This window comes from Streptomyces olindensis, assembly GCF_040645895.1.
Classification (GTDB): Bacteria; Actinomycetota; Actinomycetes; order Streptomycetales; family Streptomycetaceae; genus Streptomyces; species Streptomyces olindensis.
The window spans coordinates 114,631-140,948 of the sequence record NZ_JBEYZD010000001.1 but is presented as its reverse complement, the minus strand read 5'-3'; the positions used below and the strand labels follow the sequence as shown (position 1 = coordinate 140,948).

Sequence of the window (26,318 nt, the reverse complement as noted above, 5' to 3'; positions counted from 1 at the left end):
ACGTGGGTTCCATGCGTTACGTGACCAACCTGCCGTACGCGACGAAGGAAGAAGAGCACGTCACGATCCCGATGTCCGACGGGGTCCGGCTCTCCGCGCACATCTGGCGGCCCACCTCCTCGGACCAGGAGCCGGTGCCTGCGGTGCTGGAGTACATCCCGTACCGCAAGCGCGACCTGACGGCCGTCCGCGACTCGGTGCACCACCCGTACCTCGCCGGGCACGGCTACGCCTGCGTCCGCGTCGACCTGCGCGGCACGGGCGACTCGGAGGGCGTGCTGCGCGACGAGTACCTGGAGCGGGAGCAGGAGGATGCCGAGGAGGTGCTGGCCTGGCTGGCCGAGCAGCCCTGGTGCGACGGCTCCACGGGCATGATGGGCATCTCCTGGGGCGCGTTCGCGGCGCTCCAGGTCGCGGCCCGCCGGCCGCCGGGCCTGAAGGCCATCGCCATCGCCTCCTTCACCGACGACCGGCACGCCGACGACATGCACTACATGGGCGGCGCCCTGCTGTCGGACAACCTGGCCGAGGCGGGCACCATGTTCGCCTACGGCACCTGCCCGCCCGACCCGGCCGTGGTCGGCGACCGCTGGCGCGAGATGTGGCACGAGCGGCTGGAGAACACCGAGCCCTGGGTCCTGCAATGGCTGCGCCACCAGCGCCGCGACGACTACTGGCGGCACGCCTCGGTGTGCGAGGACTACAAGAGCGTGCAGTGCCCGGTGCTGGCGTCCAGCGGCTGGGCGGACGGCTACTCCAACGCCGTGACCCGGCTGCTCGGCAACCTGGACGTGCCGCGCAAGGGCCTGATCGGCCCGTGGTCGCACAAGTTCCCCCACCTCGGGGAGCCCGGGCCCGCGATCGGCTACCTCCAGGAGCTGGTGCGGTGGTGGGACCACTGGCTCAAGGGCGTCGACAACGGCGTCATGGACGGGCCGATGCTCCAGGCGTGGATGCAGGACAGCGTGCCGCCCTCCACGTCGTACGAGGAGCGGCCGGGGCGCTGGGTCGGCGAGCCGGACTGGCCCTCGCCGCACATCCGGCCGGTGACGCATCCGCTCACCCGGCACCGGATCGAGCCCCCGGGCGACCCGGCGGGCCCGGACGACCCGGTGGGCCCGGACGACCCGGACGGCGGGGTGATGACCGTGAAGTCACCGCTGTCGGTCGGCCAGTTCGCGGGCAAGTGGGCCTCCTACAACGCGCCCCCGGACCTGCCGTACGACCAGCGGGAGGAGGACGGCGGCTCCCTCGTCTTCGACAGCGAGCCGCTGACCGAGCCGCTGGAGATCCTCGGTTCGCCGAGCGTGGAACTCGACCTGACGGTCAGCGAGCCGGTCGCCCTGGTGGCCGCGCGGCTGTCCGACGTGAGCCCCGACGGCGCCGCGACGCGCGTCTCCTACGGCATCCTGAACCTGACCCGCCTGAACAGCACGGAATCCCCGGAGCCGCTGGAGCCGGGCCGCCGCTACCGGGCCACCATCCCCCTCAACGGGGTGGCGCAGGCGTTCCCGCCGGGTCACCGCGTCCGGCTCTCCCTCTCCACGTCCTACTGGCCGCTGGCCTGGCCGCCGCCCAGGCCGGCCCTGCTCGGCGTCCACGAGCGCTCCAGCACGCTCACGCTGCCGGTGCGGCCGGTGGACGAACCCGACGAGGTGCCGTCGTCCCCGTTCGGTGAGCCGGAGGGCACTCCCCCGATCGCCACGACCCAGTTGACGCCGCCCGAGGAACGCTGGGAGGTCAAGCGCGACCTGGTCGACTACCACGCCGAGCTGGACATCGTGAAGGACCGGGGCACGGTCCGCTTCGAGGACATCGGCCTGGAGGCCGGCCGCCGCGCCCACGAGCGCTACCGGGCCGTCGCCGACGACTTCACCTCGGCCGGCGGCGAGTCCACCTGGACCATGAGCTTCCGGCGCGACGACTGGGACGTACGGGTGGTGACCCACACCCGGCTCACCTGCGACGAGACGGACTTCTTCGTGGACGCCACCCTCGACGCGTACGAGGCCGACCGTCGGGTCTTCTCACGCACCTGGAACGAGCAGGTCCCGCGCGATCTGCTCTAGGTCGTCCGGCGGCGCCCCGCAGGGCGTCGGACGCACGACCCTCGGCATGTGACGTGGAGCACGTCAGCGTGAGGTCAGGGAGCTGACCGGAAGGTGTCAGCCGGCTCCGGTTCCATACCGGTGGCCCAGCTGCTTCTCCACGTCACCGAGGTGTTGCCATGTCGGACGTCCTGTCGGCGCAGTGCGTGAGGGCCGCTCACGGCCTCCTCGACCGGCAGGAGGAGGCCGGTCCCGGGGCCCTGCCGTCGGGGCGGCCCGGCGCGGAGCTGCCCGGCGGTGTCCACGAGGCCGTGGCGGTGTGCCCGGCCGCGGTGATCCGGCTGGTGGCGGGATGAGGCGCGTCGTGGTCGTCGGCGCCTCGGCCGCCGGGCTGGCGGCGGCCGAAACGCTGCGCCGGGAAGGCTGGGACGGCACACTCACCCTCGTCGGCGACGAGCCGCACGCCCCCTACGACCGGCCTCCGCTGTCCAAGCAGGTCCTCTCCGGCGAGTGGGCCGCCGAGCGGCTGCCGCTGCGCCCGCCCGCGGACCTCGACGCCCTGGACCTCGACCTGCGGCTGGGGACGGCGGCGACCGCGCTGGACCTGACACACCGTACGGTGGCGCTGGCCGACGGGTCGTGCCTGCCGTACGACGGCCTGATCATCGCCACCGGGGTACGTCCGCGCCGGCTGCCCGGTGACGGCGCCGCGCACGTCCTGCGCACCCTGGACGACGCCCTCGCGCTGCGCGAGCGGCTGCGGCCCGGTTGCCGTCTGGTCGTGGTGGGCGCCGGGTTCCTCGGCGCCGAGGCCGCCGCCGTGGCCCGCGGTCTGGGCGCCAGGGTGACCCTGCTCGAACCGGCCGTCGTGCCGCTGGCCCACGCCGTGGGCACCGAGGTCGGCCGGCTGCTCTGCCGGGTGCACCTCGACCACGGCGTGGAACTGCGCACCGGCGTCAGCGTGTCCGGGGTGACCGACGGGGGCGTGCGGCTCGCGGACGGCGAGGTGGTCGAGGCCGACGAGGTCCTGGTCGCCGTCGGCTCACTGCCCAACACCGAGTGGCTGGCGGACAGCGGTCTCCCGGTCGGCGACGGCGTGCTCTGCGACCAGTACTGCGAGGCCGTGTCGGGGTCCCACCTCCCGCGGCGGGCCGGGGGCGTGTACGCGGCCGGTGACGTGGCCCGCTGGCACAACCCGCTGTTCGGCACGCCGATGCGGATCGAGCACCGCACCAACGCCGCCGAGCAGGGCATGGCCGCCGCCCGCAACCTGCTCGCCGCCCCGGAGGCCCGCAAGCCGTTCGCACCCGTGCCGTACTTCTGGTCCGACCAGTACGACATGAGGATCCAGGCGTACGGCCACCTGCGCGGGCACGACGAAGTCGCCGTCGTCGAGGGGGACTTGTCCGACCGCCGCTTCGTCGCCGCCTACCGCACGGGCGAGAGGCTGGCGGGTGTCCTGGCGGTCGGTGTGCCGCCCAGGACCGTGCGGGCCTGGCGGCAGGCCGTGGCGGGCGGGGCGAGCTGGCGGGAGGCGGTGGGGGCCGACGGCAGGGCGACTGCCTGACGCGGCCACCCACCCGGGGGTACGTTCGTCCTGGCGGGACACCGGTTCAGTCGGGAGGCAACGCATGACCACACGCACAGCACGTGTCGAACTGACGCCCGCCGCCGAGGAACTGCTGCGGCGGCTGACCGGCACGCACGGGCCGGTGATGTTCCACCAGTCCGGCGGCTGCTGCGACGGCAGCGCCCCGATGTGCTACCCGCGCGGCGAGTTCCGGGTCGGCGCCTCGGACGTGCTGCTGGGACACGTGGCCGGGGACACGCCGTTCTGGATGAGCGCGGACCAGTACGCGTACTGGTCGCACACCCACCTCACCGTGGACGTCGTCCCCGGACGCGGCAGCGGCTTCTCCCTGGAGGCCCCGGAGGGCGTCCGCTTCCTACTCCGCTCCCGCCTCCTCACCGACGAGGAACTCCACCGCATCGAATCGGAACCACCGCTGCCGACCGGGGCGCACGCCGAGGAAGACCGCTGAGCGCCATCGGGCCGCGCGGCACGGATGACACCCAGGATCGCCTGTTCCACCTCCACGTCGACGGCGGTGGCGACGCCTTCATCGCGGGGGCCCGGAAGCAGCCCTAGGGTGGGCCCATGTACACGACGCGGGTCTCCTGCCATGTCGACGCGCCACGCCACGCCGTCTACCGCGCGCTGCTCAGCGCGGAGGCGGTCGCGCGCTGGCGGGTGCCGGCCGGGATGAGCGGCGAGGTGCACGCGTTCGACGCCCGGGAGGGCGGCGTGTTCCGGGTGTCGCTCACCTACGACGCCCCGGACGCCACCGGGAAGTCCGCCGCGCACACCGACACCTACCACGGCCACTTCGCCCGGCTCGTGCCGGACCAGGAGGTCGTGGAGGTGCTGGAGTTCGAGGCGGTCGACCCCGCGCTGCGCGGCACCATGACCATGACGACGACCCTCACCGACGCCGAGGGCGGCGGTACCGACGTCCTCGTGGTCCACGAGGGTGTCCCGGACGCCGTACCCGCCGCCGACAACGAGACGGGCACGCGCATGGCCCTGGAGAACCTCGCCCGGTACGTCGAGGCGGGCACAGGGACCGGCGGGACCGTCTAAGAGGCAGCACAGACCGACGGCAGTGCCCGCCCGAGCCCCTTCAGGTGCAGCGCGTCGAGCCGATGGTCGTACGCGGACCGGCCGGCCGCCGTGACCAGGCGCGGACCGCATGACGGCAGGGCACGGGCCTTCTCCGTCTGCGCCAGCGCGGTCAGCAGCTGCGTGGTGATGCGGTCCAGCGCCGGGCGGACCTCCTTCGCGAGGTCGGGCCGCTCGGTGGGGCGCTCGTCGGGGTGCGCGTCCCAGCGGGCGTACAGGCCGCGCTGCACCAGCTTGTTCGCCTCGATCTGGTCGCGGAACACGGCGGCCACGGCGTCCGGGTCGAGACCGAGGCCGGCGGCCCGGGCCCGGACGTCGTCCAGGATCTGCGCCTCGCGCGCCGGGTCGTCGATCGGCGTGTCCGTGCCGTACTTCGCGGCGGCGACCTTGTCGGCCAGCAGCAGCCGTTGAGCGATCAGTTCGGTGATGCCGCCGAGGTTGTGGGCGACGGCCGCGTGCGTCGCCGCGGGAGCGGGCCGCTCGGCGGCGGCGGTCGCCGGGGCGACCGTCCCGAGGGCCAGCGTGGTCGCGGTGGCGAGCAGGGTCAGAGCCGACCGGAGTCTTTCGGAGCGCACAGGAGTGTCCTTCCATGGGGGGGGCGGCGCCAACTTACCGACGCCGCTTGGGGCGTGGCGCACCGCCCCGCGATCAGCGTCCAGTACGCGGCAACCCCACACCCCCATCTGGACGCCCTCGCACGCACTCGCCTAGGGTGCCCCAGCAAGCGCTTTCTAGCCTGCCCATGCCAACCTCCCCTGTGCGCAGCCCGCCGACGGCCCGGACGAGGAACCGCCGCGGGTCCGGCGCGGAAAGGCAGTGCCCGTGCAGCAGAGACCGTCTCCTGGCCCGGTGAGCCGCAAGTCGTTCTTACGGGGCATGGCGGCCGTCGGCGCCGCTCCCCTGCTCGCCCCGTCCCTCCTCCCCGCCGGCGTCGCCGCAGCCGCCCCCTCGGCCCGCCCCGACTTCCCCCTGGTCCAGGACGGCACCGCGGTGGACGTGTTCGTGGACGCCGCCGACGACCCCGCCGTCCTCCGCGCGGCCGGCGACCTCCAGGCGGACGTGGAGCGGGTGGGAGGCGTACGGCCACGCCTGCTGCACTCGGTGCCCGAACGGGCCGGACTCCTCGTCCTGGTGGGGACGATCGGCGCGAGCCCGGTGATCGACCGGCTCGTCCGTCGCGGGCGCCTGGACGTCTCCCGGGTCGAGGGCCGCTGGGAGGCGTCCGTCACCCAGGTCGTGGACCGCCCGCTGCCCGGCGTGGACCGCGCCCTGGTCATCGCGGGTAGCGACCGCCGCGGCACGGTCTACGGCGTCTACGACACCTCGGAGCGCATCGGCGTCTCCCCCTGGTACTGGTGGGCCGACGTCCCCGTCGTCCACCGCGACACCGTGACCGTGCCGGCCGGCCCCCTCAAGCGCCTCGAACCCGCCGTCCGCTACCGGGGCATCTTCATCAACGACGAGCAGAACCTCACCACGTGGTCCCACCGCACCCAGGAGCCGGACAAGCACATCGGCCCCAGGACCTACGAGCGGGTCTTCGAGCTGCTGCTCCGTCTCAAGGCCAACTACCTCTGGCCGGCGATGCACCCGTACTCCGACTTCTTCAACAAGCACCGCGAGAACCCCGAACTGGCGGAGCGCTACGGCATCGTGGTCGGCTCCAGCCACCCGGAGGCCATGCTGCGCAACGGCGTCCACGAGTGGCAGCCGTGGGCCGAGGAGCACCGCAACCCCGACGGCACCCTGCCGCTCTACGACTACACGGTGAACCCGGGCGTCATCTCCGACTACTGGCGGGCGCGGGCCCGCGAGAACGCCGCCTACGAGAGCAGCTGGACCATCGGCATGCGGGGTCTGCACGACTCCGCGCTGGAGACGAAGTACGCCACGACGATCCCGGAGAAGGTCGCGGTGATGAACGACATCATCGCCGACCAGCGCCGCATCCTGGCCGAGGAGGTGGGCGAGGCGGCCCGGCCGCAGATCTTCATCCCGTACAAGGAGGTCCTGGAGCTGTACAACGCGGGCGTCCGGGTGCCCGACGACGTCACGCTGATCTGGCCGGACGACAACCACGGCAACATGCGCCAGCTCCCGGACGAGGCGGAGCGCCGCCGCGCCGGCGGCAACGGCATCTACTACCACCTCTCCTACTGGGGCCGCCCCAGGAGCTATCTGTGGCTGGACACCACGCAGTTGGCCAAGGTGTGGCAGGAGCTGCGGCGGGTCCACGACCACGGGGCCGACCGGATGTGGATCTTCAACGTCGGTGACATCAAGTCGATCGAGACGGGGCTGTCCTTCTGCCTGGACATGGCGTGGGACGTGGACCGCTGGGGGCCCGGGAATGTCGAGGACTTCCTCGTGGAGTGGGCCGGGCGCCAGTTCGGCCGGCGGTACGGCGCGGAGATCGCCGCCATCCGCACCGAGTACTACCGCCTGGCGGCACAGCGGCGCCCGGAGTTCATCGACAGGGCGGTCTTCTCGACGGTCCACCACGGCGACGAGGCGGGCCTTCGCATCACGACCTACGAGGAGTTGCTGGAACGGGTCCGCCGCCTGGGGTCGAAGCTCCCCGGGACCTATCGGGACGCCTACTACGAGCTGGTCGAGTACCCGGTCCACGGCGCTTACTTGATGAACCTGAAGTACTACTGGGCGGACCGCAACGCGCTCGCCGTCCGCCAGGGCCGCGGCGCCGGCACGAACCGCTTCGCGGACCTGGCCGAGGCCGCGCACGCCGAGGAACAGGCGATCACCCGGCGGTACAACACCGAGATCGCGGGCGGGAAGTGGGACAGCATCGTCAACCCCTACCCGTCCCAGATCCCGAAGGCCCCCGGCCGCCCCTCCGTCACGCGGGTGCCCCGGCAGGAGACCTCCGGCCTGGGGCTGGCCGCGGAGGGCAACGAGACGGGAGCGGACCGCCCGTTGTCGTTCTCCTCCTACACCCGGGACCGCCGCTTCGTCGACGTCTTCAACACCGGCTTCCTCCCCCTTCGGTGGCGGGCGGAGCCGAGCCACCCCTGGCTGCGGCCGAGCACCGCGAGCGGTGAACTCACCGACCAGACACGGGTGTGGGTCGAGATCGACTGGTCCCGGGTGCCGGAAGGCACCCATCAGCCGACGCTGGCCTTCACCGGTGGCGGCACGACCCTCGAGGTGCCGGTGCGGGTGGTCAACGACGGGGAACGGGCCCGGCGGCGGGTCCGCGGCTTCGTCGAGGCCCACGGCCACGTCTCGATCGACGCCGCGCACTTCGAGAGCCGGGTGGCCCGCGGCGGAGCGCACTGGCGGGTCGTCCGCGGGCTGGGCCGCCGTACGGCCGCCGTCGAGGCGGTGCCGACGACCGCGCCCGCGATCGCGGACGACATCACCACCCGGTCACCGGAACTGCGCTACCGGGTGCGCTTCACCACGACCGGCACCTTCCCGGTCACGGTCTTCCGGCTGCCCTCCCTGGACGAGCGGGGCGCACGGCGACTGGCGGTCGCCCTCGACGACCAGCCGCCGACGGTCCTGTCGGGCCAGACGATCGCCACCGGCAACCGCGGGGACGCCTGGGCCCGAAACGTCGAGGAGGGCGTCGAGAAACTGACGGCCCGGGTGACCGTGTCCACGCCGGGTGAGCATGTGCTGCGGGTGTTCATGGTGGACCCGGCGATGGTGGTCGACCAGATCGTCATCGACACGGGCGGCCTGGCGGCGTCTTATCTGGCGCCGCCGGAGAGTTACCACCGCCCCTGACCACAGACCAGGGTGGAGCCGACCGTGTGCCCGGGTCGGCTCCACCCCTCTCTTCGCGGCGCCCCTGTCCGGATCCGTGTATACGGAAAATACGTACGGAGAACCGAAGAAGCCAAAGTGGCGGAATAGAGCCGTCTGCCGCCTTGCGTGCACCGGAGATGATTCACCCAGCGCTTCCCTGTGCACCCGTGCGCCCCCCTGGAGAAAGGGTTCCTCACGTCAGCGGCCAGCTTGGACTGGGCAGGACATGGTTCAAGCGCCAAGTCGGTGAAACATCACCGTATTCCCTGGTCGACTGAGGCAGGTGGTATTCAGTGAACGGCTGCGTTCATGAACCGGAACAGCCATGGACGGTCGGTACTGCTCCAGGCATATTCCCATCCATCGGCCACGGTATCGCCTTGTTCCGTCGGCCGCTGGAGTTTCTGAAATCTCTGCCCGCACAGGGCGATCTGGTCGAGATACGCCTCGGCCCCCAGCGCGCCTGGATGGTCTGTCACCCCGAGTTGGTCCACCGCATGCTCCGGGACTCCCGCACGTTCGACAAGGGCGGACCGCAGTACGAGAGGCTCCGGGCGCTGATGGGCGACGGCGTCGTCACGTGCCCGCACGCGGAGCACCGGCGTCAGCGCAGGCTGCTGCAACCCACGTTCCGCCCCTCGAATGTCTCCGGGCACACGGATCTGATGGCCGAGGAAGCCGCGGCGCTGTGCCGTGACTGGCGCGACGGTGAGCAGGTCGACGTCAGCGCGGCCATGCTGGGTCTGACGACCCGGCTGATCAGCCGTGTCCTGCTGTCCGACTCGCTCGGCCCCGCCGCGACCGACGAGATACGGCACTGCCTCGCCGCCATCGTCCGCGGCCTGTTCGTGCGCACGATCGTCCCGGTCGACGCCCTGTTCCGGCTTCCGACCCCGGCGAACCGCCGCTACCGGCGTGCCGTGGAGCGGGTTCGCGAGCTCATCGACGCGGCGATCGCCGAGCGCCGGCGGGGCGCGCCCCGCGACGATCTGCTGGGGCTCCTGCTGACGGCCGCGGACACCGAGGGCGGCGAGCCCCCGGTCACCGACCGGGAGGTCCACGACCAGCTCGTGTCGCTCCTGCTCACCGGTTCCGAAAGCCCTTCGATGTGCCTGGCCTCCACCTTCAGCCTCCTGGCCCGGCACCCGGAGATCGAGCGGCGGCTGCACGCCGAGGTGGACACCGTCCTCGCGGGTCGGCTGCCGGGCGTCGACGACCTGCCCCGTCTGGTGTATACGCGGTCCGTCATCACCGAGACGCTGCGCCATTCCCCGCCCGGCTGGCTCTTCACGCGCGTCACGACCCGCGAGACGGAGTTCGCCGGACACCGACTACCGCGCGGAGCCACCGTCCTCTACAGCCCGTACCTCCTGCACCACGACCCGGCCTCGTTCCCCGAGCCCGACCGGTTCCTGCCCGAACGCTGGCTGGAGGGCGAGGCCGCCACCGGTCCGACGGGGGCGCTGATCCCGTTCGCGGCGGGCAGCCGCAAGTGCATCGGTGACCTGTTCTCCATGGCCGAGATGACGGTGGCCCTCGCGACCATCACGGGCCGCTGGCGGCTGCGTCACCCCTCCGGGCGCGTCGCACCACTGCGCCCGGGCGCCACCTTGGGACCCCGGTCCCTGACGATGATCTGCGCATCGCGAGCGGACGCGCCGGGCGGCACGGTGCCGCATGCCGTCGCGCAGGTGCCCGAAGCCGCCGCCGTGTCCGGAGCGGAGAAAGCCGGGAGGGACGGTGACAACGGTGTCCACCACGCATGAGGAAATCGCGGCCATCGCACGGAGCGGAACCCCGACATCCAACTTGGTGGAGCTGATCGACGCTCATCTCTACATGCCCTTCCCGTTCCGCCGGAATCCCCATGAGGCCGAGGCGGCGGCAGGCCTCGACACCTGGCTGCGCAGGACCGGCCTGAGCGGCGAACCGGGAGTGCCGGCGATGATCTCCCACACGCGCCCCGCCGAACTCGCTTCGTACAACAGCCCGGACGCCGATGCCGGGATCCTCCAGCTCGTCGCCCTTCAGATCGCTTATCAATTCGTGTTCGACGACCGCGCCGAGGAGGTCGGCCGGTACCGGCCCGGCCAGTTGCTGCCCATGCTCTGCGAGAGCATCGCCATCCTGCGGGACGGCGCGCTCCCCAGCACCCCGTTGGGAGCGGCCCTGTCCGACCTCTACCGACAGATCCGCGAACGCTGCACACCCGCGCAGGCCGCGCGCTGGGCCTGGAAGAGCCGCGAGTACGTGCACGGGCTGCTCTATGAATCGGTGGCGCAGACCCATCCTTCGCCGCTGCGGTCCGGGCTCTGCACGTCGATACGTTCCCTCACCGCGGGCGTCGAGCCCTTCTACCCGCTGTGCGAGGCCGCGCAGCCCCGCGAGCTGACCTCCGAGGAGCTCCATCACCCGCTCATGCGGCACCTGAGCCGGCTGTCGGCCGACGCGGCGGTGTGGATCCCCGACCTCTTCTCCGCGGTCAAGGAGCAGCGGTCCGGCGGAATGATCAATCTCGCCCTCGCCTACCAGCGGGCGCACCAGTGCCCCCTGCCGGTGGCCGTCACCCTGGCCATCCGGCAGATCAACCACACCATCCGCGAGTTCGAGAGGCTCTACGACGAGATCAAACCGGAGTTGAGCCCTTCGGGCGTCGGCTACGTGGAAGGCATGGCCGGCTGGATCCGCGGCTGCTACTACTGGTCCCGCACCGTGCCGCGCTACGCGGACGCGGGAACGGCCCCGGTCCTGCGGTGAGGGAGCCCGGCGCTCCCGCCCTCGGGCAGGCCGAACGGCGCCAATTCGAGCGACGATACCCGCAGGATCAGCGCTCCACACCGAAATAGCAGGTCATTCACCCTTCTTTGTCGTGCCCGTTCCAGAATCCGGTCAAGGCACCTGTCGGGAGGCGTACGCTCGCGCTGCCTCCCGATGGCCGACGACAGGAAGCGGTACGGCACATGGCGAATGAGCTGCGGCAACCCCTGCCCGAGTCCAGGCCGTTGCTCGAGCGCCGCAAGGAGCTCCTGGCGCTCGACTCGGCCCTGGCGCGCCTGCGGGAAACCGTCGACGGCATGCCTCAGGCGCCGCGCGGGGGGCTGCTCGCCTTCACCGGTCCGGCCGGTATGGGCAAGACCGCCCTGCTGACCGAGGCCCGGGCACGCGCGACGGCGGAGGGGTTCACCGTGCTGTCGGGCAGGGGCGGCGAGAAGGAACAGGAGCTGGCGCTCCACGTGGTGCGCCAGCTCGTCCAGCCCGTGCTGGCACCGCTGGACGAGAAGGAACTCCGTACCTTCCTGGGCGGCTGGTACGACATCGTCGCCGCGGCGCTGGGTCTGGTCGCGACGCCGAGCGGTCACGTGCCGGACCCGACCGGGGTGCGTGACGGTCTCGACTGGGTGATGACGCGCCTGGCCGTGAAGAAGGCGCCGGTGGTCCTCCTCCTGGACGATCTGCACTGGGCGGACGTCCAGTCGCTGAGCTGGCTCGCCTCCTTCGCTCCCCGGGCCGTGGACCTGTCCATGCTGATCGTCGTGGCCTTCCGGCCCGACGAACTGCCGCACGAGGGGGCCTCCCTCCGGACGCCCGCCGCCGATCTGGGGAACCGTCCCTTCACCCTGGCACCGCTCAGTACCGATGCCGTCGCACGAATCGTCAGGGACGAGGTGGGCGACGACGCCGAGGACGCGTTCTGCGAGGAATGCCGGGAGGTCACCGGAGGGAGTCCGTTCGAGGCCGTCGAACTCGCCATCAGGCTGGGCGAACGCAAGCTGAAGGGCACCAGCGAGGACTTGCCCGCCATGCGTGACCTGGCCGCCGCGGTGAAGGGGCCCGGGCTGATCGAGCGTCTGCAGAAACTCGGCACGACCACGGTCCGCTTCGCCTACGCCGCGGCCGTACTCGGGCAGGCCATCTCGCCGGAACTGGCCTCCACCATCGCCGCGCTCGGCAGCACGGCGGCGGCCGAGGCGACGGAGAAGCTGCGTGCCGCCCGGATCCTGGCCGACGGCGACGGGTCCCGGGACAGCCTTCAGTTCGTCCACCCGCTGATCGCCACCACGATCTACCGGTCCATCTCGCCCAGCCTGCGGGAAGGGATGCACAACTCGGCCGCGGAGGCCGTGCGGGCCGCCGGGTTCGGTCCCGCCGCCGCGGCCCGGCATCTGATGGAGGTCCCCTGCGACGGCAACACCCAGGCCGTCGCCTGTCTGAGGGAGGCCGCCCGTGAGGCACTGCACTCCGGTGCCCCGGAGGCGGCCCGGCGACTGCTGACCCGGGCCTTGCAGGAGCCGCCGCTGCCGGAGGAGCGCGCCGTGCTGCTGCACGAACTGGCCTCGGCGACCTTCCTCATCAAGCCCACGGCCACTGTGGCGCATCTGCGCGAGGCGCTGGCCGAGCCCGGCATCGAGCCCGAGCTGCGTGCCTCGATGGTGTACCGGCTCACCCAGGCGCTGGCCCACACCGACCGGATGGCGGAGGCCGCGAGGGTGGCGGCCGACGAGGCCCAGCGAGCCGCCAACCCCCGGATCCGGCTGCGGCTGCAGGCCGACCACTTCAGCTGGAGCGCGTTCCGCACCGACGAGCCGGACTCGTCCGGCCGTTCCCGGGCGCTCGCCCGGCTGGCCGACCGTCTGCCCGGCCGTGGTCTGGAGGAGCGCTACATCCTCGGGATCCGGGCCTGGGACGCCATGATGTGCGGCGAGCCCCGGCAGAAGGTCCTCGCATACGCCGAGGAGGCCCTGCGCGGCGGACTGAGCTGGACCCACGAGAACCAGGGTTTCGAGGTCCCCGTCTCGGTCGCCCTGGTGTTCATGTACTGCGACCAGCCGCGGCGGTCCGAGGAACTGTTCGCGCGGGGCATGGCGGAGTGCGAGTCGAAGGGCTGGCACGGTTCCCATCTGGCCCTGGGGCAGGCGCTCTCCGGGTACATCCGCTACCGCCGTGGCTGCCTGGCCGAGGCGGAGAACCTCGTGCGGGAGGGCCTGCGCATCGCCGACCGGGTGGAGGGCGCGGTACCCGCGCAGTGGTTCGCCGTGGGCATCCTGATCCAGACCCTGCTGGCCCGCGGTCGTGTCCTGGCGGCACGCCGGCTCGCCGACAGGTACGGCTACGGGGACGTCATCCCGAACGCCGTGATCTATCCCGACCCGCGCACGGTGTACGCCGAGCTGCTCCTGGCGGAGGGCCGGTCCGAGGAAGCCGCTGACCTGCTGTCGGACGTCGGTGAGTGGCTGGAGAGCCGGGAGTGGCGCAATCCGGCCTGGTGCACCTGGCAGCTGGGCCTCGCCTCGGCACTGTCCCGCAGGGCTCCGGACCGGGCGGTGCGCCATGCGCAGGACGCCGTGAAGCGGGCCCGGGACTTCGGCGCGGCATCCGTGATCGGCCAGGCGCTGCATGCCCAGGCGGAGGTGACGGGAGGCGAGGCGGCTCTCGATCTGCACACGGAGGCCGTCGACCATCTCCAGCGGTCACCGGCGGCGTACGAACTGGCCCGCGCCCTGGTCGGTCACGGCGCCGCGCTGGCCCGCAACGGGCGGCTGCACGACGCCGCCGACCGCTTGTACCAGGGTCTGGAAGGCGCGGTGCACTGCGGTGCGGAGGGTCTGGCGGCGCGGGCCCGGCGGGAACTGTCCGCCGCCGGTCTGCGGCCGTTGCCCCTGCGCTACCCGCAGACGGACACGCTCACCGCTCAGGAGCGCAAGGCGGCCGAGATGACGGCGCAGGGGCACCCGGCGGGAGTGGTCGCCAAGGGACTGCACCTGACCGAACAGGGCGTGCGGCAGCTGCTCTCCTCCGTGTACCGCAAGATCGGTACGGACGCGGCGGGGCTGGCCGAGGCGCTGAGGACGTTTCCCCGGCCGCGGCCGTGAGGGGCGAGCAGCAGGGGCCGGACGGCCGGAGTGCGTCGGCGTTCGTGCCGGTCACGCGGCCGTGGGCCGGTCCCGCTCACCGCGTCCTGGAATTGTGCTGAGCCCGATGCCCCATGGCCTCCCAGAACCGGCGCAGTTCGCCGAGGTGGGTGCGGCGTTGCCAGGGGGCCTTGGGGCGTAGGGGGGAGCGGGAGCGGGACAGCAGGGTGGACTGGGCGCGGCAGAAGGCCTCGCCCAGTTCCACGCGCTGGCCGTCGAGGCCCTTGGGCGGGTACGGGCACAGTTCGAAGGCGCAGTCGTCGCGGCAGTTGGAGCCCGCCTGGGAGGTGGGCGTGCGGACGGCGGTGCGGCCGGGGTCGAGGGGCGTGCGGTCCAGGGTGAGGCAGGGCGGCAGGTCCGGCCGGGCGGTGTGCCGGAGGCGTCGGATGCGGTCGGTGGGCCAGTCGCCCCGTTCGGCCAGGTTCAACAGCAGCAGCACGTCGGCGAGGAGTTGTTGCGCGCTCGGGTGCAGGGCGCTCCAGCCCGTGGACGGCGGGATCCAGAGGTTGTGCTTGCGTGCCTCGCCCCGGGACGTCTGGGAGCCGACGTGGGCGGCGACGCCCGATTCGTCGATCCACAGGAACCGTTCGGGCTGCCGGGTCTCCAGCGCCCAGACGCACAGTTTCCCGGCGGCGGTCACGAACGGGTGCTCGGGTTCGTCGTCGGGCCGGGCGAGCCACTGACGGACCTGCTGCGCGGGGTCGGAGCCGTGGCCCCGCGAGGGGAACCCGGCCGTGGCGCCGTCGGGGAGGTCCCACAGGGTCAGCGCGTGCAGCAGTGTGAGGCGGGTGAACCAGAACCGGGTGCGCTTGAGCATGTCCCACGCCTGCTCGCTCAGGTACTCGCGGGCCTCCGGCCGGGCGTGCGGGTGGCGGTGCCGGCGGTTCGCGGCGTACTTGAAGCCCTGGGCGAGCGCGACCTCCACGTTGAGGTCGAGTCCCGCGTGCGCGTCGGGGCTGTCCTCGGGGATGCCCACGCGCCGCACCCAGCTCTCCAGGAAGGCGTACGGCGTGTCCTGGTGCCGGTGGGTGGTGACGGAGCCGACGAGCAGGGGGATCAGCCAGGCGCAGAGGGTGTTGTCCCGCCACTGCCGTTCCTCGGCCTCACGGTCCTCGCGCTCGCGCCGGCGCTCCTGACGCCGCTGCTCCTCACGCTCCTTCAGCTCCCTCTTGAGCCGCGCGACCTGGCCTTCGCCGCGCCGGCGCTCCCTGGTCTCCCACTCCCCCACCCGTTCGGGCTGCTGCCCGCCCCACAGTTTCTCCTGCCAGTCGGGCTCCCGCTCGACGCGCAGGCCCTCGACGACCTGTGGTCCGCGCAGCCGGGGCTGGAGCGCCGCGAAGGCCAGGTCGCCGCCGGCGCCGATCTCCTGGGCGATGGCCAGCCGGACCGGGTACGAGGACTCCAGGCGGGCGATCTCGAACAGTTCCAGGTAGGCGGGCTGCAGCGTCTGCCGCTGGGCGACCGAGCGCATGGCCTCGCCGAAGCGGGTGACGAGCAGGGCCTTCGCGGTGCGCAGGGTGTGCGGGTCGCGGGCCCGCAGGTCCGGCCAGGCCGTGCACAGCCGCATGGCGATCAGGTGCTGTTCCGGCTCCGCGTCGACGCTGTCGATCTCCAGGGCGGCGGCGTAGAGCTCCAGGGCCTTGCTGTGCAGGGTGCGGCCGAAGAGGGGGCGCGGCTCGTGCTTGTCGTCGTTGGTGTCGGGGCAGGTGTCGCGGACCGTCTGCGCCTGGCAGGCGGCCTCCATCAGGAGGTCCCGGGCGGCGCTCACCGGGCACCATCGCGTGCCGTCCGGGCCGGTGGCGCCCGGCTCCTCGTGGATGCACGCGCCGTCCGGGAGCCGGGAGTGCAGCACCATGGCGATCAGCAGTTCCCGGCCGGGTCTCACCAGGGCCGCCGGGAAGTAGCGGCCCTCCGCCGGCTGGGTGGGGACGTCCGGGTGGATCACCGCGTTGAGGAAGCGGGCCCCCAGTTGGGCCTGGATCACGCTGTGCTGGAAGCGGACGCGGTCCCCGCCGAGTTCGACCAGTTCCATCCGGGCGCCCCAGTGGGCGGCGAGCCTGAGGTCGATGCCGCTGTCGCCGACCCGGCGGGCCAGTTCCCGGACGATCTCGGGGAAGCGGGAGCGGGCCGGGTCCTGCTCGTCGACGACGTCCGCGAACCGCACCTCGGAGGTGTCGAGGGCGAGTCCCACGCAGGCCAGCGCGGACAGGTAGTGGACGGTCGAGCGGCGGTCCTCGGTGGAGAGCGGCAGGTGGGGCTGGAAGCGGCCGCTGATGAGGGCGCCGAGCCAGGTCTCGAACAGGTGGAACCGCAGGGACGCCCGGTCACCGCCCCGCGTCTCGACGGCCTCCTCCTCCGCGGGGCCGGACAGGGCGCGCTCCAGAAGTCCCTGCTCGTGCAGTTCGGCGGCGATCTCCAGGTAGGTGGGGGCCTCCGCGATGCCGGCCCGCTCGACGATCCAGTCGAGTCGCTGCCGGTCCTCCCCGGCGCCGCCGGACGAGATGTAGGTGAGGGCCGCCTCCTCGCTGAGCGGTTCCAGCTCGGTGAGGGAGGCCTCCATGCCGCGCAGCGAGTCGTGCGGCCGGGAGGTGATGATCAGCGGCAGGCCTTCGTCGTTGGCGCGGCGGATGGCCAGCCGGATGATGGTGTCGCGTTCCTCCGCCAGGTCCTCGGCGGTCAGCGCCTCGTCCAGGCCGTCCGCGAGGACGACGATCCGTTCCTGCTGGCACAGGCGCCGCCACACCTTCTCCGCCTCGGCGCCGGAGCGGATGTGGCCCTGCACCTCCCGGCAGAAGCGTTCGAAGGCCAGTTCGCGGAAGTCCAGGTCCTTCTCGGCGGCGCGCAGCCGCAGCGGCACGGGCACCGCCCCGCGCTCGGCGAGCCGCTGCGTCAGCAGCACGACCAGCGCCGTCTTGCCGGTGCCGATGCCGCCGACGACGACGTGCGTCCGGCGGAAGCGGCGGTCGCGCAGGTCCTCCATCAGCACGGAGCAGAGCTGGTCCCGGCCGACGACCCGGCCGAAGATGCCGCCGGCGGTCTCCACGAGTTCGTGGGGCTCCAGGCGTGCCTTGCGCAGATAGGCCCGGCGCACGTGGCTGAACCGGAAGAACAGGTAGGTGACGGTGGCCAGGGCGAGGGTGAGGAACGGCATGAAGAGGGACTGCAGGACGGTGCAGCTGAACCCGTCCGGTGCGCGGCACTGGGTCTCGACCCATCTGACGGGGGATTTGAAGCTCTTCTCCTGCGGCAGGGTGATGAGAGCCGTGACGGCCAGGAACAGCAGGAGCAGCGCGCCGAGGAACGTCAGCGCCAGCAGTGTCACGTACCCGCCGCTCTTGCGGATGCGCCAGGTGCGGGTGCGGTCGTAGCCCTGGCGCATCAGACGGTGCCGGTGCAGTGCGCGGCGGACGCCGAGTCCGTCGCGCAGGGCTTGCCGGAGCCGCCGGGACAGTCCTCCTCCGCGCGGCGGGGCGGGGGTCTGGGGAGCGCGCGTACCACCGTTCACCCTGTGAGGTTTCCGCGCGAGCGGGGTTCCGGGCGCCGACGCGGCCCGGATTCACCCGACGGAAGCGCCCCGGGCACCCGCCACCCGGCCGTACGCGGCGTCGCGAGCCGTCCGCGCACCGCGGTGCCGCCCGGTCAACTCCCGTCTCTGTCAGATCACTTGACGTTGAACCGTTTCACTGCTTCTCTCGAGAGGCTGCTCATGGGAGCGCTCCCAGCCACCCCCCACGTGAAGGGAACCCCGTGCAGACCTCCCCCCACCCCTCCCCCAGACGCGTCCTGCCCGCCCTCCTCACGGCCGTGCTCCTGGCCTGCCTGCTGTCGTGGACGGGCGGCTCGCCCGCGCACGCCGCGGCCGGGGACGGCTCGGTGTCCGACCCGAACATCACGTACGTCGGACGCTGGGACGTCTCCTCGGGGACCACGGCCGTGCCCCAGTGGACCGGCGCCTACCTCCAGACCGGCTTCACCGGCACCACCGTGAAGGTCAGGGCCAGGAACGCGGTCAACTTCTACGCGAGCATCGACGGCGGCCCCGACGTCTTCCACGCGGGCGTGCGCGGCACGGTGAACCTCACCCCGCGTCCGCTCTCCCCCGGCACGCACACCCTGCGTCTGTCGTACCGCTCCGGCGACACCGTCTTCCAGGGCCTGGTCCTGGACTCCGGCGCGCGGACCGTCGCGGCGAGCGCCCCGTCCCGGCTGGTGGAGTTCGTCGGCGACTCCATCACCGCGGGTGCCCTCACCGACCGGCTGGCACTGGACTCGTACGCCTGGAAGACCGGCGAGCGGCTGGGCATGCGGCACACGCGGATCGCCCGGTCCGGGTACTGCCTGGTCGCCCGGTCGGGGTGCACCGGACTGAGCGGGCAGTTCTTCAAGGCGGGCAGCACCGGCGGCACGGACTGGGACTTCTCCCGCTACCGGGCCGACGCGGTCGTCGTCAACCTCGGCACCAACGACATCGGGCACGGCGTCCCGGGCCCGGACTTCCAGTCGGCGTACACCGCGTTCCTGCGGGACGTGCGCGCCAAGTACCCCACCGCGCACCTCTTCGCGGTGCAGACGCTCAAGAAGCGCTACGTCACCGAGACCAGGGCCGCCGTCAGTGCCCGCAACGGCGCCGGTGACGCCCGGGTGCACTACGTCGACACCACCGGCTGGCTCACCGACGGCACCCACTACGAGGACGGCAACGGGCATCCCAACGAGGCGGGGCACACCAGGTTCGCCGAGCGTCTGGCCCCGGTCCTCGCCGCCCGGCTGGGCAGCGGCGCCACGGCGCGGGCCGCCGCTCCCGGGCAGCCCGGCGACCCGAACATCAAGTTCTTCGGCCGCTGGGACACCACCAGCTCCGCCACCGCCTACACCCCGTACTGGGCCGGCGCCTACTACCGGGCCGGCTTCACCGGACGGACGGTCAAGCTGAAGCAGCGGGGCACGATCGACCTGTGGGCGCGGATCGACAACGGGCCCGTGAGGTTCTACGACGACGTCAAGGGGACGGTGGACCTGACCCCGGCGCCCCTGGCCTCCGGCAACCACACGCTCCAGGTCAATTACCAAGTGGTCGCGGGTTCCTACAAGGGCGACGCCGTCTTCCAGGGGTTGGTCCTCGACAGCGGCGCGACGACCTTCGCCCCTCCCTCGCCGGCCCGGCTGATCGAGTTCGTCGGCGACTCGATCACCGTGGGCACCACGACCTCGCAGAACGCCCGTACCGCGTACGGCTGGCTGATCGGTGAGCGGCTGGGCGCCGAGCACACGCAGATCGCGCAGGGCGGCGCGTGCCTGGTGGCGGCGGCGGACGGCTGTGTGGGGCTGGAGCGGCAGTTCACCAAGCTCAACCCGAACGCGGCGACGCCCGACTGGAACTTCTCCCGCTACCGGGCCGACGCGGTCGTCATCAACCTCGGCACCAACGACGTGGGCCACGGGGTGAGTTCCACGCAGTTCCAGTCGGCGTACAGCAGTCTGCTGCGCAAGGTCCGGGCCGCCTACCCGCAGGCGTGGATCTTCGCGCTGGAGACGTTCCGCGGGCGGTACGTCCCGCAGACCGAGGCCGCCGTCCGGGCCGCCGTCGCCGGGGGTGACGCCCGGGTCTCCTTCGTCGACACGACCGGCTGGCTGGGGGCGGGCGACCTGACGGACTCCGTGCACCCCAACGACCGGGGGCACCGGGTCATCGCCGACCGGCTCGCTCCGGTCATCGCGGCGAGGATCGGGGGGTAGGCGGGGGCCGGACGGCCGGGGCGGGCCTCACATCGGGCCGGGGCCCGCCCCGCCCTTCAGGCGCTCCAGGTCGGAGGGGCGGACCTGGATGACGATCAGGGCGATCAGGGCGGCGACGGCGGTGAAGATGGCCGCCATGATGAAGGAGGCCGAGACGCCGGCGGTGAGGATCTCGTCGGACCAGGGCTTGGGCAGTTGTTCCGTGCGTTCGAACCGCAGGCGTTCGGCCGGGGTGGCCTGCTGGAGGAAGGCCGGGATCTGTTCGTCCGCCTCGTTGGCGCTGGCCGTGCCGTACATCGTGACCAGGATGGACAGGCCGAGGGAACCGCCGACCTGCTGGGTGGCGTTGAGGAGTCCGGAGGCCGCGCCGGTCTCGGGGGTGGGCACGTTGGACAGCGCCATGAGGGTCAGCGACACGAACTCCATGCCCATGCCCAGGCTGAAGACGAGCATCGGGCCGAGGACGCTGCCCGCGTAGGTGGAGTGCACGTCGGTCAGGGTGAGCCAGGCCAGTCCGGTCGCCGCCAGGATCGCGCCGAGCACCATGAACGGCTTCGGCCCGTAGACGGGCAGGAACCGCGAGGCGAGTCCGGCGCCGATCGCGATGACCGCGCTGACCGGCAGGAAGGCGAGGCCGGCTTCGATGGGGCTGAACTCCAGCACGTTCTGCACGAAGAGCGTGAGGAAGAAGAACATGCCGAAGATCGCGGCGGCCAGGCACAGCATGATGCCGTAGGTGCCCGCGCGGTTGCGGTCGGCGAACATGTGCAGGGGCGTGATGGGCTGTCTGGAGCGCCGCTCGATCAGGATGAACGCCGCGAGCAGCACGACCGCCCCGGCGAACGAGGCCAGCGTGAGCGCGTCCCGCCAGCCGTCGTCCGCGGCCCTGATGAACCCGTAGACGAGCAGCACCATGCCCACGGTGGAAGTGAGCGCGCCGCTGAGGTCGAAGCGGCCGGGGTGGCGTTCGGACTCCCTGATCCACTTGGGTGTGGCGAGCACGATGAGCAGGCCGATGGGCACGTTGACGAACAGCACCCACCGCCAGTTCAGCCACTCCACCAGCATCCCGCCCGCGAGCAGGCCGATCGCGCCACCGCCGGCCGAGACCGCGGCGAAGACCCCGAAGGCGCGGTTGCGTTCCGGCCCCTCGCGGAAGGTCGTGCTGATCAGGGCGAGGGCGGTGGGGGACGCGATGGCGCCGCCGACGCCCTGCAGGGCGCGGGCGCCGAGGAGTTGGCCGGAGTTCTGGGCGAACCCGCCGAGCAGGGAGGCCAGCACGAACAGCAGCACGCCGAAGATGAAGACGCGCCGCCTGCCCAGGATGTCGCCGGCCCGGCCGCCGAGCAGCAGCAGGCCGCCGAAGGTGAGGGTGTAGGCGCTCACCACCCACGACAGGCTCGTGGTGGAGAAGTCCAGCGCGCTCTGGATGTGCGGCAGCGCGATGTTCACGATGGTGATGTCGAGGACCACCATCAGCTGGCACGAGGCGAGGACGAAGAGTGCCATCGCGCTTCCGCCACCACCGGGTTCCCTGGTGGTGGTCGTCTGTGGTGAGGCCGGCTGCGGGCTGCTGCCTGCGGTGTCCACCGTTCGACGGTATGCCCGCGCCCGCGACCTCACCACTCGATCAACGTCGGCCTGAAATTCCCGACATGGGGGGTGATAATCCGTTCTAGGAGGTGCGCAGGGGCCGGAGCACGTCGGAGCGGGTACGGGGGCCGCACAGCCGAGTGGGAGCGACATTGATCCGCGTTCTTCTCGTCGAGAACACCCGCCTGGTGCGGGGAGCGTTCGCCGCTCTCCTGTCACGTGAGGACGACATCGAGGTCGTCGCCGAAGCCGAGGGCAACGGTGAGGTTCTCGCCCGCGCCGTGTCGTGCCGTCCGGACGTGGTCGTGATCGACGTGGACTCCAGGGAGGGCGAGGAACTCGCCGCGCGCGGCGAGCTGCGGGCCCGGCTCCCGGAGTGCCGGATGCTGCTGCTGATGGCCTCGACGACGCCCGAGCGGTTGCGCCGGCTGCTCGGGCTGCACGCCGCCGGCGTCATCTGCACCAACGCCCCGGCGGACCGCCTGGTCCACGGTGTCCGCAAGCTGGTCAGGGGGCAGCGGTTCATCGACCCGGAGTTCGCGCTGGTGGCGCTGAACGCGGGCGAGAACCCGCTGACGCCGCGCGAGGTGGAGGTGCTGCGGCTGGCCGCCGACGGCACGCCCACGCGGGAGATCGCCGAGCGGCTGTCACTGTCCGTGGCGACGGTGCGTAATCACCTGACCGCCATCACGCGGAAGACGGGGGGACGTAATCGGATCGACGCGATCCGGATCGCCCGGGAGTCGGGCTGGGTGTGAGGGCTCTCGTACGGGCCTTCCGGGCTTCCGTACGGGCCCTCCGGACTCCCCTACGGGCCTTCCGGGCTTCGTGCGTGCCCTCCGGGGCGTTCGCGCGCGCCCCGAGATACGCTCCGCGGTCGTTCGCAGCACGGCGGCCATCCCGGCCCGTGCCATCGCCCCGGCCGTCGGCCGCGCCGTCCCGGTACCGCTGCCCGGGGAAGCGCCGCCCTCCGGTGAGGCGCCGCTGGGGCCCGCGCCGGCCGCGCCCCAGTGGCCGACCAGGTCGCGGTAGAGCGACGACTCGGTCATCAGCTGTTCGTGGGTGCCGAGGGCGACCCGTGTGCCGTCCATGACCAGGACGCGGTCGGCCCGCAGCGCGGAGCTGATGCGGTGGGCGACGACGATCAGGGTGCCCGGGCCGCGGGCGAAGGCGTCCTCGGCGACGGCCTCGGCGAGCGGGTCGAGGTGGCAGGTCGCCTCGTCCAGCAGCGTCAGCCGGGGCGCCGGGAGCAGGGCGCGGGCCAGCGCGACGAGCTGCCGCTCACCGGCCGAGAGGCGCCTCGGGTCCAGCTGTGCGTCGTAGCCGCCGAGGCGCTCGACGAGGGGCGCGGCGCCGACGGCGCGCACCGCGGACTCCAGGTCGGCCCGGGGCGCTCCGGGGACCAGGTAGGCGAGGTTCTCCGCCAGCGTGCCGGCGAAGACGTACGCCTCCTGGGGGATCAGGACGCGGTGCCGGGCCAGACCCTCGCCGCGGCCGACCAGAGCACGGACGGGCAGGTCATCGAGGTATACCTGCCCGGCCTGCGGTTCGAGCACCCCGGCGATCAGGGCCGCCAGGGTGGACTTCCCCGCGCCGCTCGGGCCGACCACGGCGAGGTGCTCACCGGGCCGCAGGAGAAGGTTCAGGTCGCGGATCACCGGGTCCGCGGACGGGGCGTAGGCGAAGGTGAGACCGCGCACGTCCACACGGCAGGCGCCGCCCCGGGCCACCGGCACTCCGGCTCGGGCCACCGGCAGTCCGGCTTCGGGCTCCCCGGGGCGGGACGCCGTGTGACCTTGTGCCGGTTCGGGCCGGGAGTCCGCCGCGACCTCGGCCATCCGGCCGACCGTGACGAGGAGCCACAGTCCGCTGCTGCCGAGCCCCTGCACGAAACCCTGCAGGGCCGGCTGGAGTGCCTGCGACACATAGGTCACCGCGCCGAGGATCGCGCCCGCCGTCACGCCGTTGCGCACGAGCCAGGGCGCCGCGACCAGGATCAGCAGGAGGGGCACCCAGCCGCTGATGCCCAGCGCCGCGGTCCGTACGGCGGTGAGGCGGGCCAGCGACAGGGTGGCGCGTGCCGCGTCGTCGACGTGCGCGCCGGCCGCCGCCCCGACCCGGTCCTCGGCGCCGCAGGCCACCACGTCCCGCAGCCCGCCGGTCAGGGCGCCCGTGGTCTCGGCGATGCGCTCGTCCGCCAGGATGACCTCCCGCTGACGCGCGGCCATCGCCCGCAGCGCCGCGGCGAACAGGGCGAGCCCGAGCAGCAGCGGAGGCAGGACGAGGAGGACCAGCATGACGTCGAGGCCGGCCAGGCCCAGCAGCACGCCGACGGCGGTGACCAGGAAGCCCTGGACGAACAGCACGATCGCGCCGTAGGCGTCCCGGGCCCGTTCCACGTGCTCGGTGAGCCGCGCCACCCCGGCGGTGTCGGCCGGTTCGCCCAGCCGGGCGGACCGGTTCAGGGTGCCCTCGGTCACGAGGGTGGTCAGCTCGTCGCGGAAGGGTTCGATGAGCGCGGCGAGGCCGAGCACGGCGTGCCGGGTCGCCCAGGCGCCCACCACGTAGGCGACGGCCAGCGCGCCCAGCCAGAGGAAGCCGGTGGCCGGCCGGTCGGCGAGGAAACCGCGGTCGACGGCGCGGGCGACGATCCACCCGGAGAGGAAGGCGGGCACGGCCTGCACCACCGACCAGGCGACGAGCCGCCCGTACTCCCGGCGCCGGCGGCTCAGCGAGGAGCGCAGGATACGGACGGACCGCCGGCTCACCGGGCACCCCCCACGGCCGTGCGGACCGGAGTCCCGGTGCCGGAGGTCCCGGTGTCGGAGAACGGCTGGAACGTGGCCCGGTACTCGGGGTCCGCCCACAGGTCGCGATGCGTCCCCTGCCCCCGGACCCGGCCGCCGGCGAGCCAGACCACGAGCTGCGCCCGGTCGGCCGTGGCGGTCCGGTGGGTCACGATGAGACGCGTACGGTCGGCGAGCGCGCCGGTGAGCACCCGGCTGATGTGGTGCTCGGTCACGGTGTCGAGGCTGGCGGCGACGTCGTCGAGGACGATCACCCGCCCGGCCTGGACGAACGCCCGGGCCAGCCCGACCCGCTGCGCCTCCCCGCCGGAGATCGGGGTGTCGGCGACGCGGCTCGCGTACCCGGCGGGCATGCGGCGGATGAACGCGTCGGCCCGGGCGGCCCTGGCCTGCGCGGTCAGTTCCCCGGGGGACGGGGTGCGCGGCCCGAATCCGATGGCGTCGGCGAAGGTCTCGCCGAGCAGCACCGGGCGTTCGAAGCCGTAGGCCACGGCCCGCCTGAGCTCCTCGCGGGCGAGGCGGCGCAGCGGCACGCCGTCGAGGAGGACCTCGCCCTCGTCCGGGTCGACGAGGCGCCCGGCCAGCGCGGCCAGCAGCGACTTGCCGGACCCGGAGCGGCCGACGACGGCGACGAGGGCGCCGCCGGGGATCGTCAGGTCGAGGCCGCTCAGGACGGGGCCGTCCGCGCCCCGGACGGTCACGCCTCGGAATTGGAGCCGTCCGGGCCCCTCGGGGAGCCGCTCGTGCCCGTACGCCACGGGCGGTTCGGCGATCACCTCGGCGACCCGCGCGGCCGTCGAGCGGGCCTGGGCCAGCTGGTTCAGCGACGACATCACACCGCCGACGCCGGCGGCCATGACCACGTACTCGCTCGCCGCGAGCACCTCCCCGGGTGTGATGCGCCCCTGGGTGAGCCCCAGCCCGGCCACCGCCAGGACGGCGACCACCAGCAGCGGGACGATCAGGTCTCCGCGTGCCGAGATCCGTGCGAGGGCGCTCCACATGCCCAGTCCGTGCCGGTGGAGTTCGGGAAGGGGCTCGAGGACCCGTCGGGTCTCGCGGTCGAGGGTCCCCGCCGCGGTGATCGTGCGGATGCCGCCCAGGGCGTCGACGAGCCGCGCGGAGATGGTGCCCTGCACCCGGAAGTAGCCCTCGCCGGCGTCGGAGATGTCACGCAGGAAGGCCCGCACGAGGAGGACCAGGACCGGCATGCCCGCGAGGAAGGTGAGACACAGCCAGGGGTCGATGAGGGCCAGGGCGACGATCGCGCCGAGCGGGGGGACGACGGCCATGACGATCCACACGAGGCCGGACGCGGCGTTCCCGGTCCGGGCGGCGTTGCCGACCAGCCGGCTCACCAGGTCTCCCGGGGGGAACCTGTCGGTGGCCCGGGTGCCCAGGGCCAGCACGTGCCGCAGCAGGGTGTGCCGCAGCCACGCGGTCGACCGGGCCTCGGCCGCCTGCCCGACGAGATCGTCCACGGCGTCGACGGCCACCAGGACGAAGACCAGTGCACCGCTCAGGGCGAGCCACCGCGCCACGTCCCCGTGGCCGAGGACGGCGTCCAGGGTGCGGCCCATGACGAGCGGCAGCGCGAGGGTGGCACCGGTGAGCAGCAGCGAGGTGACCGCCGTGACGCCCACCCAGACGCCGCCCCGCCGGGCTGACGCCAGCAGCAGGCGGTCCGGCGCGCGCAGGATCATGGTTCCTCCCGGCCGTCCGGTGCCGTGGGATCGAGGGAGACGGAATCGAGGACAACAGTGGGGCGGGGACG

At 72.7% G+C, this 26,318-nt stretch carries 16 protein-coding genes; 11 read left to right on the top strand and 5 right to left on the bottom strand.

Going from position 1 to position 26,318, the window contains the following annotated elements; translation table 11 throughout:
* Positions 1–11 precede the first annotated feature (11 nt).
* The 5 genes from ABZ948_RS00625 (at position 12) to ABZ948_RS00605 (ending at position 4,689) form a co-directional block, all read left to right on the top strand.
* Entirely contained in the window at positions 12–2,069 is a 2,058-nt protein-coding gene (locus tag ABZ948_RS00625) for a CocE/NonD family hydrolase (RefSeq protein ID WP_359755963.1), read from the top strand.
* A gap of 158 nt (positions 2,070–2,227) precedes the next feature.
* Positions 2,228–2,404, top strand: coding sequence for a ferredoxin (locus ABZ948_RS00620; RefSeq protein ID WP_359755961.1), 177 nt, complete (start codon positions 2,228–2,230; stop codon positions 2,402–2,404).
* Positions 2,401–3,615, top strand: a complete 1,215-nt coding sequence (locus tag ABZ948_RS00615; protein WP_359755959.1) for an NAD(P)/FAD-dependent oxidoreductase — start codon at positions 2,401–2,403, stop codon at positions 3,613–3,615. Before ABZ948_RS00620 ends, ABZ948_RS00615 begins: the two co-directional genes overlap by 4 nt.
* A gap of 64 nt (positions 3,616–3,679) precedes the next feature.
* Positions 3,680–4,090, top strand: a complete 411-nt coding sequence (locus tag ABZ948_RS00610; RefSeq protein ID WP_359755957.1) for a DUF779 domain-containing protein — start codon at positions 3,680–3,682, stop codon at positions 4,088–4,090.
* 116 nt (positions 4,091–4,206) lie between these two features.
* Positions 4,207–4,689, top strand: coding sequence for an SRPBCC domain-containing protein (locus ABZ948_RS00605; RefSeq protein ID WP_359755956.1), 483 nt, complete (start codon positions 4,207–4,209; stop codon positions 4,687–4,689).
* Here ABZ948_RS00605 and ABZ948_RS00600 read toward each other — a convergent pair.
* Positions 4,686–5,303 carry a chorismate mutase gene (locus ABZ948_RS00600; RefSeq protein ID WP_359755954.1) on the bottom strand — a complete coding sequence of 206 codons (618 nt, stop codon included), beginning with the start codon at positions 5,301–5,303 and terminating at the stop codon, positions 4,686–4,688. The two genes, ABZ948_RS00605 and ABZ948_RS00600, sit on opposite strands and share 4 nt — an antisense overlap.
* Positions 5,304–5,604: 301 nt before the next feature.
* Between ABZ948_RS00600 and ABZ948_RS00595 the strand changes: the two genes are divergently transcribed.
* The 4 genes from ABZ948_RS00595 (at position 5,605) to ABZ948_RS00580 (ending at position 14,369) form a co-directional block, all read left to right on the top strand.
* Positions 5,605–8,478, top strand: coding sequence for a glycosyl hydrolase 115 family protein (locus ABZ948_RS00595; protein WP_359756109.1), 2,874 nt, complete (start codon positions 5,605–5,607; stop codon positions 8,476–8,478).
* A gap of 401 nt (positions 8,479–8,879) precedes the next feature.
* Positions 8,880–10,265: a cytochrome P450 gene (locus tag ABZ948_RS00590; RefSeq protein ID WP_359755952.1), complete on the top strand. Its 1,386-nt coding sequence runs from the start codon at positions 8,880–8,882 to the stop codon at positions 10,263–10,265.
* Positions 10,249–11,256, top strand: coding sequence for a (-)-alpha-amorphene synthase (locus ABZ948_RS00585; protein WP_359755951.1), 1,008 nt, complete (start codon positions 10,249–10,251; stop codon positions 11,254–11,256). The genes ABZ948_RS00590 and ABZ948_RS00585 overlap by 17 nt, the downstream gene beginning before the upstream one ends.
* A 203-nt stretch (positions 11,257–11,459) precedes the next feature.
* A complete protein-coding gene (locus ABZ948_RS00580) occupies positions 11,460–14,369 on the top strand; it encodes an ATP-binding protein (protein ID WP_359755949.1) in 2,910 nt (969 codons plus the stop codon).
* A 76-nt stretch (positions 14,370–14,445) separates the two neighbouring features.
* Here the strand turns inward: ABZ948_RS00580 and ABZ948_RS00575 are convergent, their stop codons facing one another.
* On the bottom strand, positions 14,446–17,913 hold the full coding sequence (locus tag ABZ948_RS00575) for an NACHT domain-containing protein (RefSeq protein ID WP_359755948.1): 3,468 nt from the start codon (positions 17,911–17,913) through the stop codon (positions 14,446–14,448).
* 242 nt (positions 17,914–18,155) lie between these two features.
* Here ABZ948_RS00575 and ABZ948_RS00570 point away from each other — a divergent pair, with 242 nt between their 5' ends.
* Positions 18,156–20,144, top strand: coding sequence for a GDSL-type esterase/lipase family protein (locus tag ABZ948_RS00570; RefSeq protein ID WP_359755946.1), 1,989 nt, complete (start codon positions 18,156–18,158; stop codon positions 20,142–20,144).
* 27 nt (positions 20,145–20,171) lie between these two features.
* Here the strand turns inward: ABZ948_RS00570 and ABZ948_RS00565 are convergent, their stop codons facing one another.
* Positions 20,172–21,653 (bottom strand): MFS transporter, encoded by a 1,482-nt coding sequence (locus ABZ948_RS00565; RefSeq protein WP_359755945.1) that lies wholly within the window; start codon positions 21,651–21,653, stop codon positions 20,172–20,174.
* A gap of 236 nt (positions 21,654–21,889) precedes the next feature.
* On the opposite strand from ABZ948_RS00565, the gene ABZ948_RS00560 reads away from it, so the two are divergent.
* Positions 21,890–22,495 carry a response regulator transcription factor gene (locus tag ABZ948_RS00560; RefSeq protein WP_359755943.1) on the top strand — a complete coding sequence of 202 codons (606 nt, stop codon included), beginning with the start codon at positions 21,890–21,892 and terminating at the stop codon, positions 22,493–22,495.
* Here the strand turns inward: ABZ948_RS00560 and ABZ948_RS00555 are convergent.
* Together ABZ948_RS00555 and ABZ948_RS00550 are read right to left on the bottom strand one after the other, a co-directional pair.
* Positions 22,385–24,505, bottom strand: a complete 2,121-nt coding sequence (locus tag ABZ948_RS00555) for an ABC transporter ATP-binding protein (protein ID WP_359755942.1) — start codon at positions 24,503–24,505, stop codon at positions 22,385–22,387. The genes ABZ948_RS00560 and ABZ948_RS00555 overlap by 111 nt on opposite strands.
* A complete protein-coding gene (locus ABZ948_RS00550; RefSeq protein WP_359755941.1) occupies positions 24,502–26,247 on the bottom strand; it encodes an ABC transporter ATP-binding protein in 1,746 nt (581 codons plus the stop codon). Before ABZ948_RS00550 ends, ABZ948_RS00555 begins: the two co-directional genes overlap by 4 nt.
* Between the last annotated feature and the right edge of the window lie 71 nt (positions 26,248–26,318).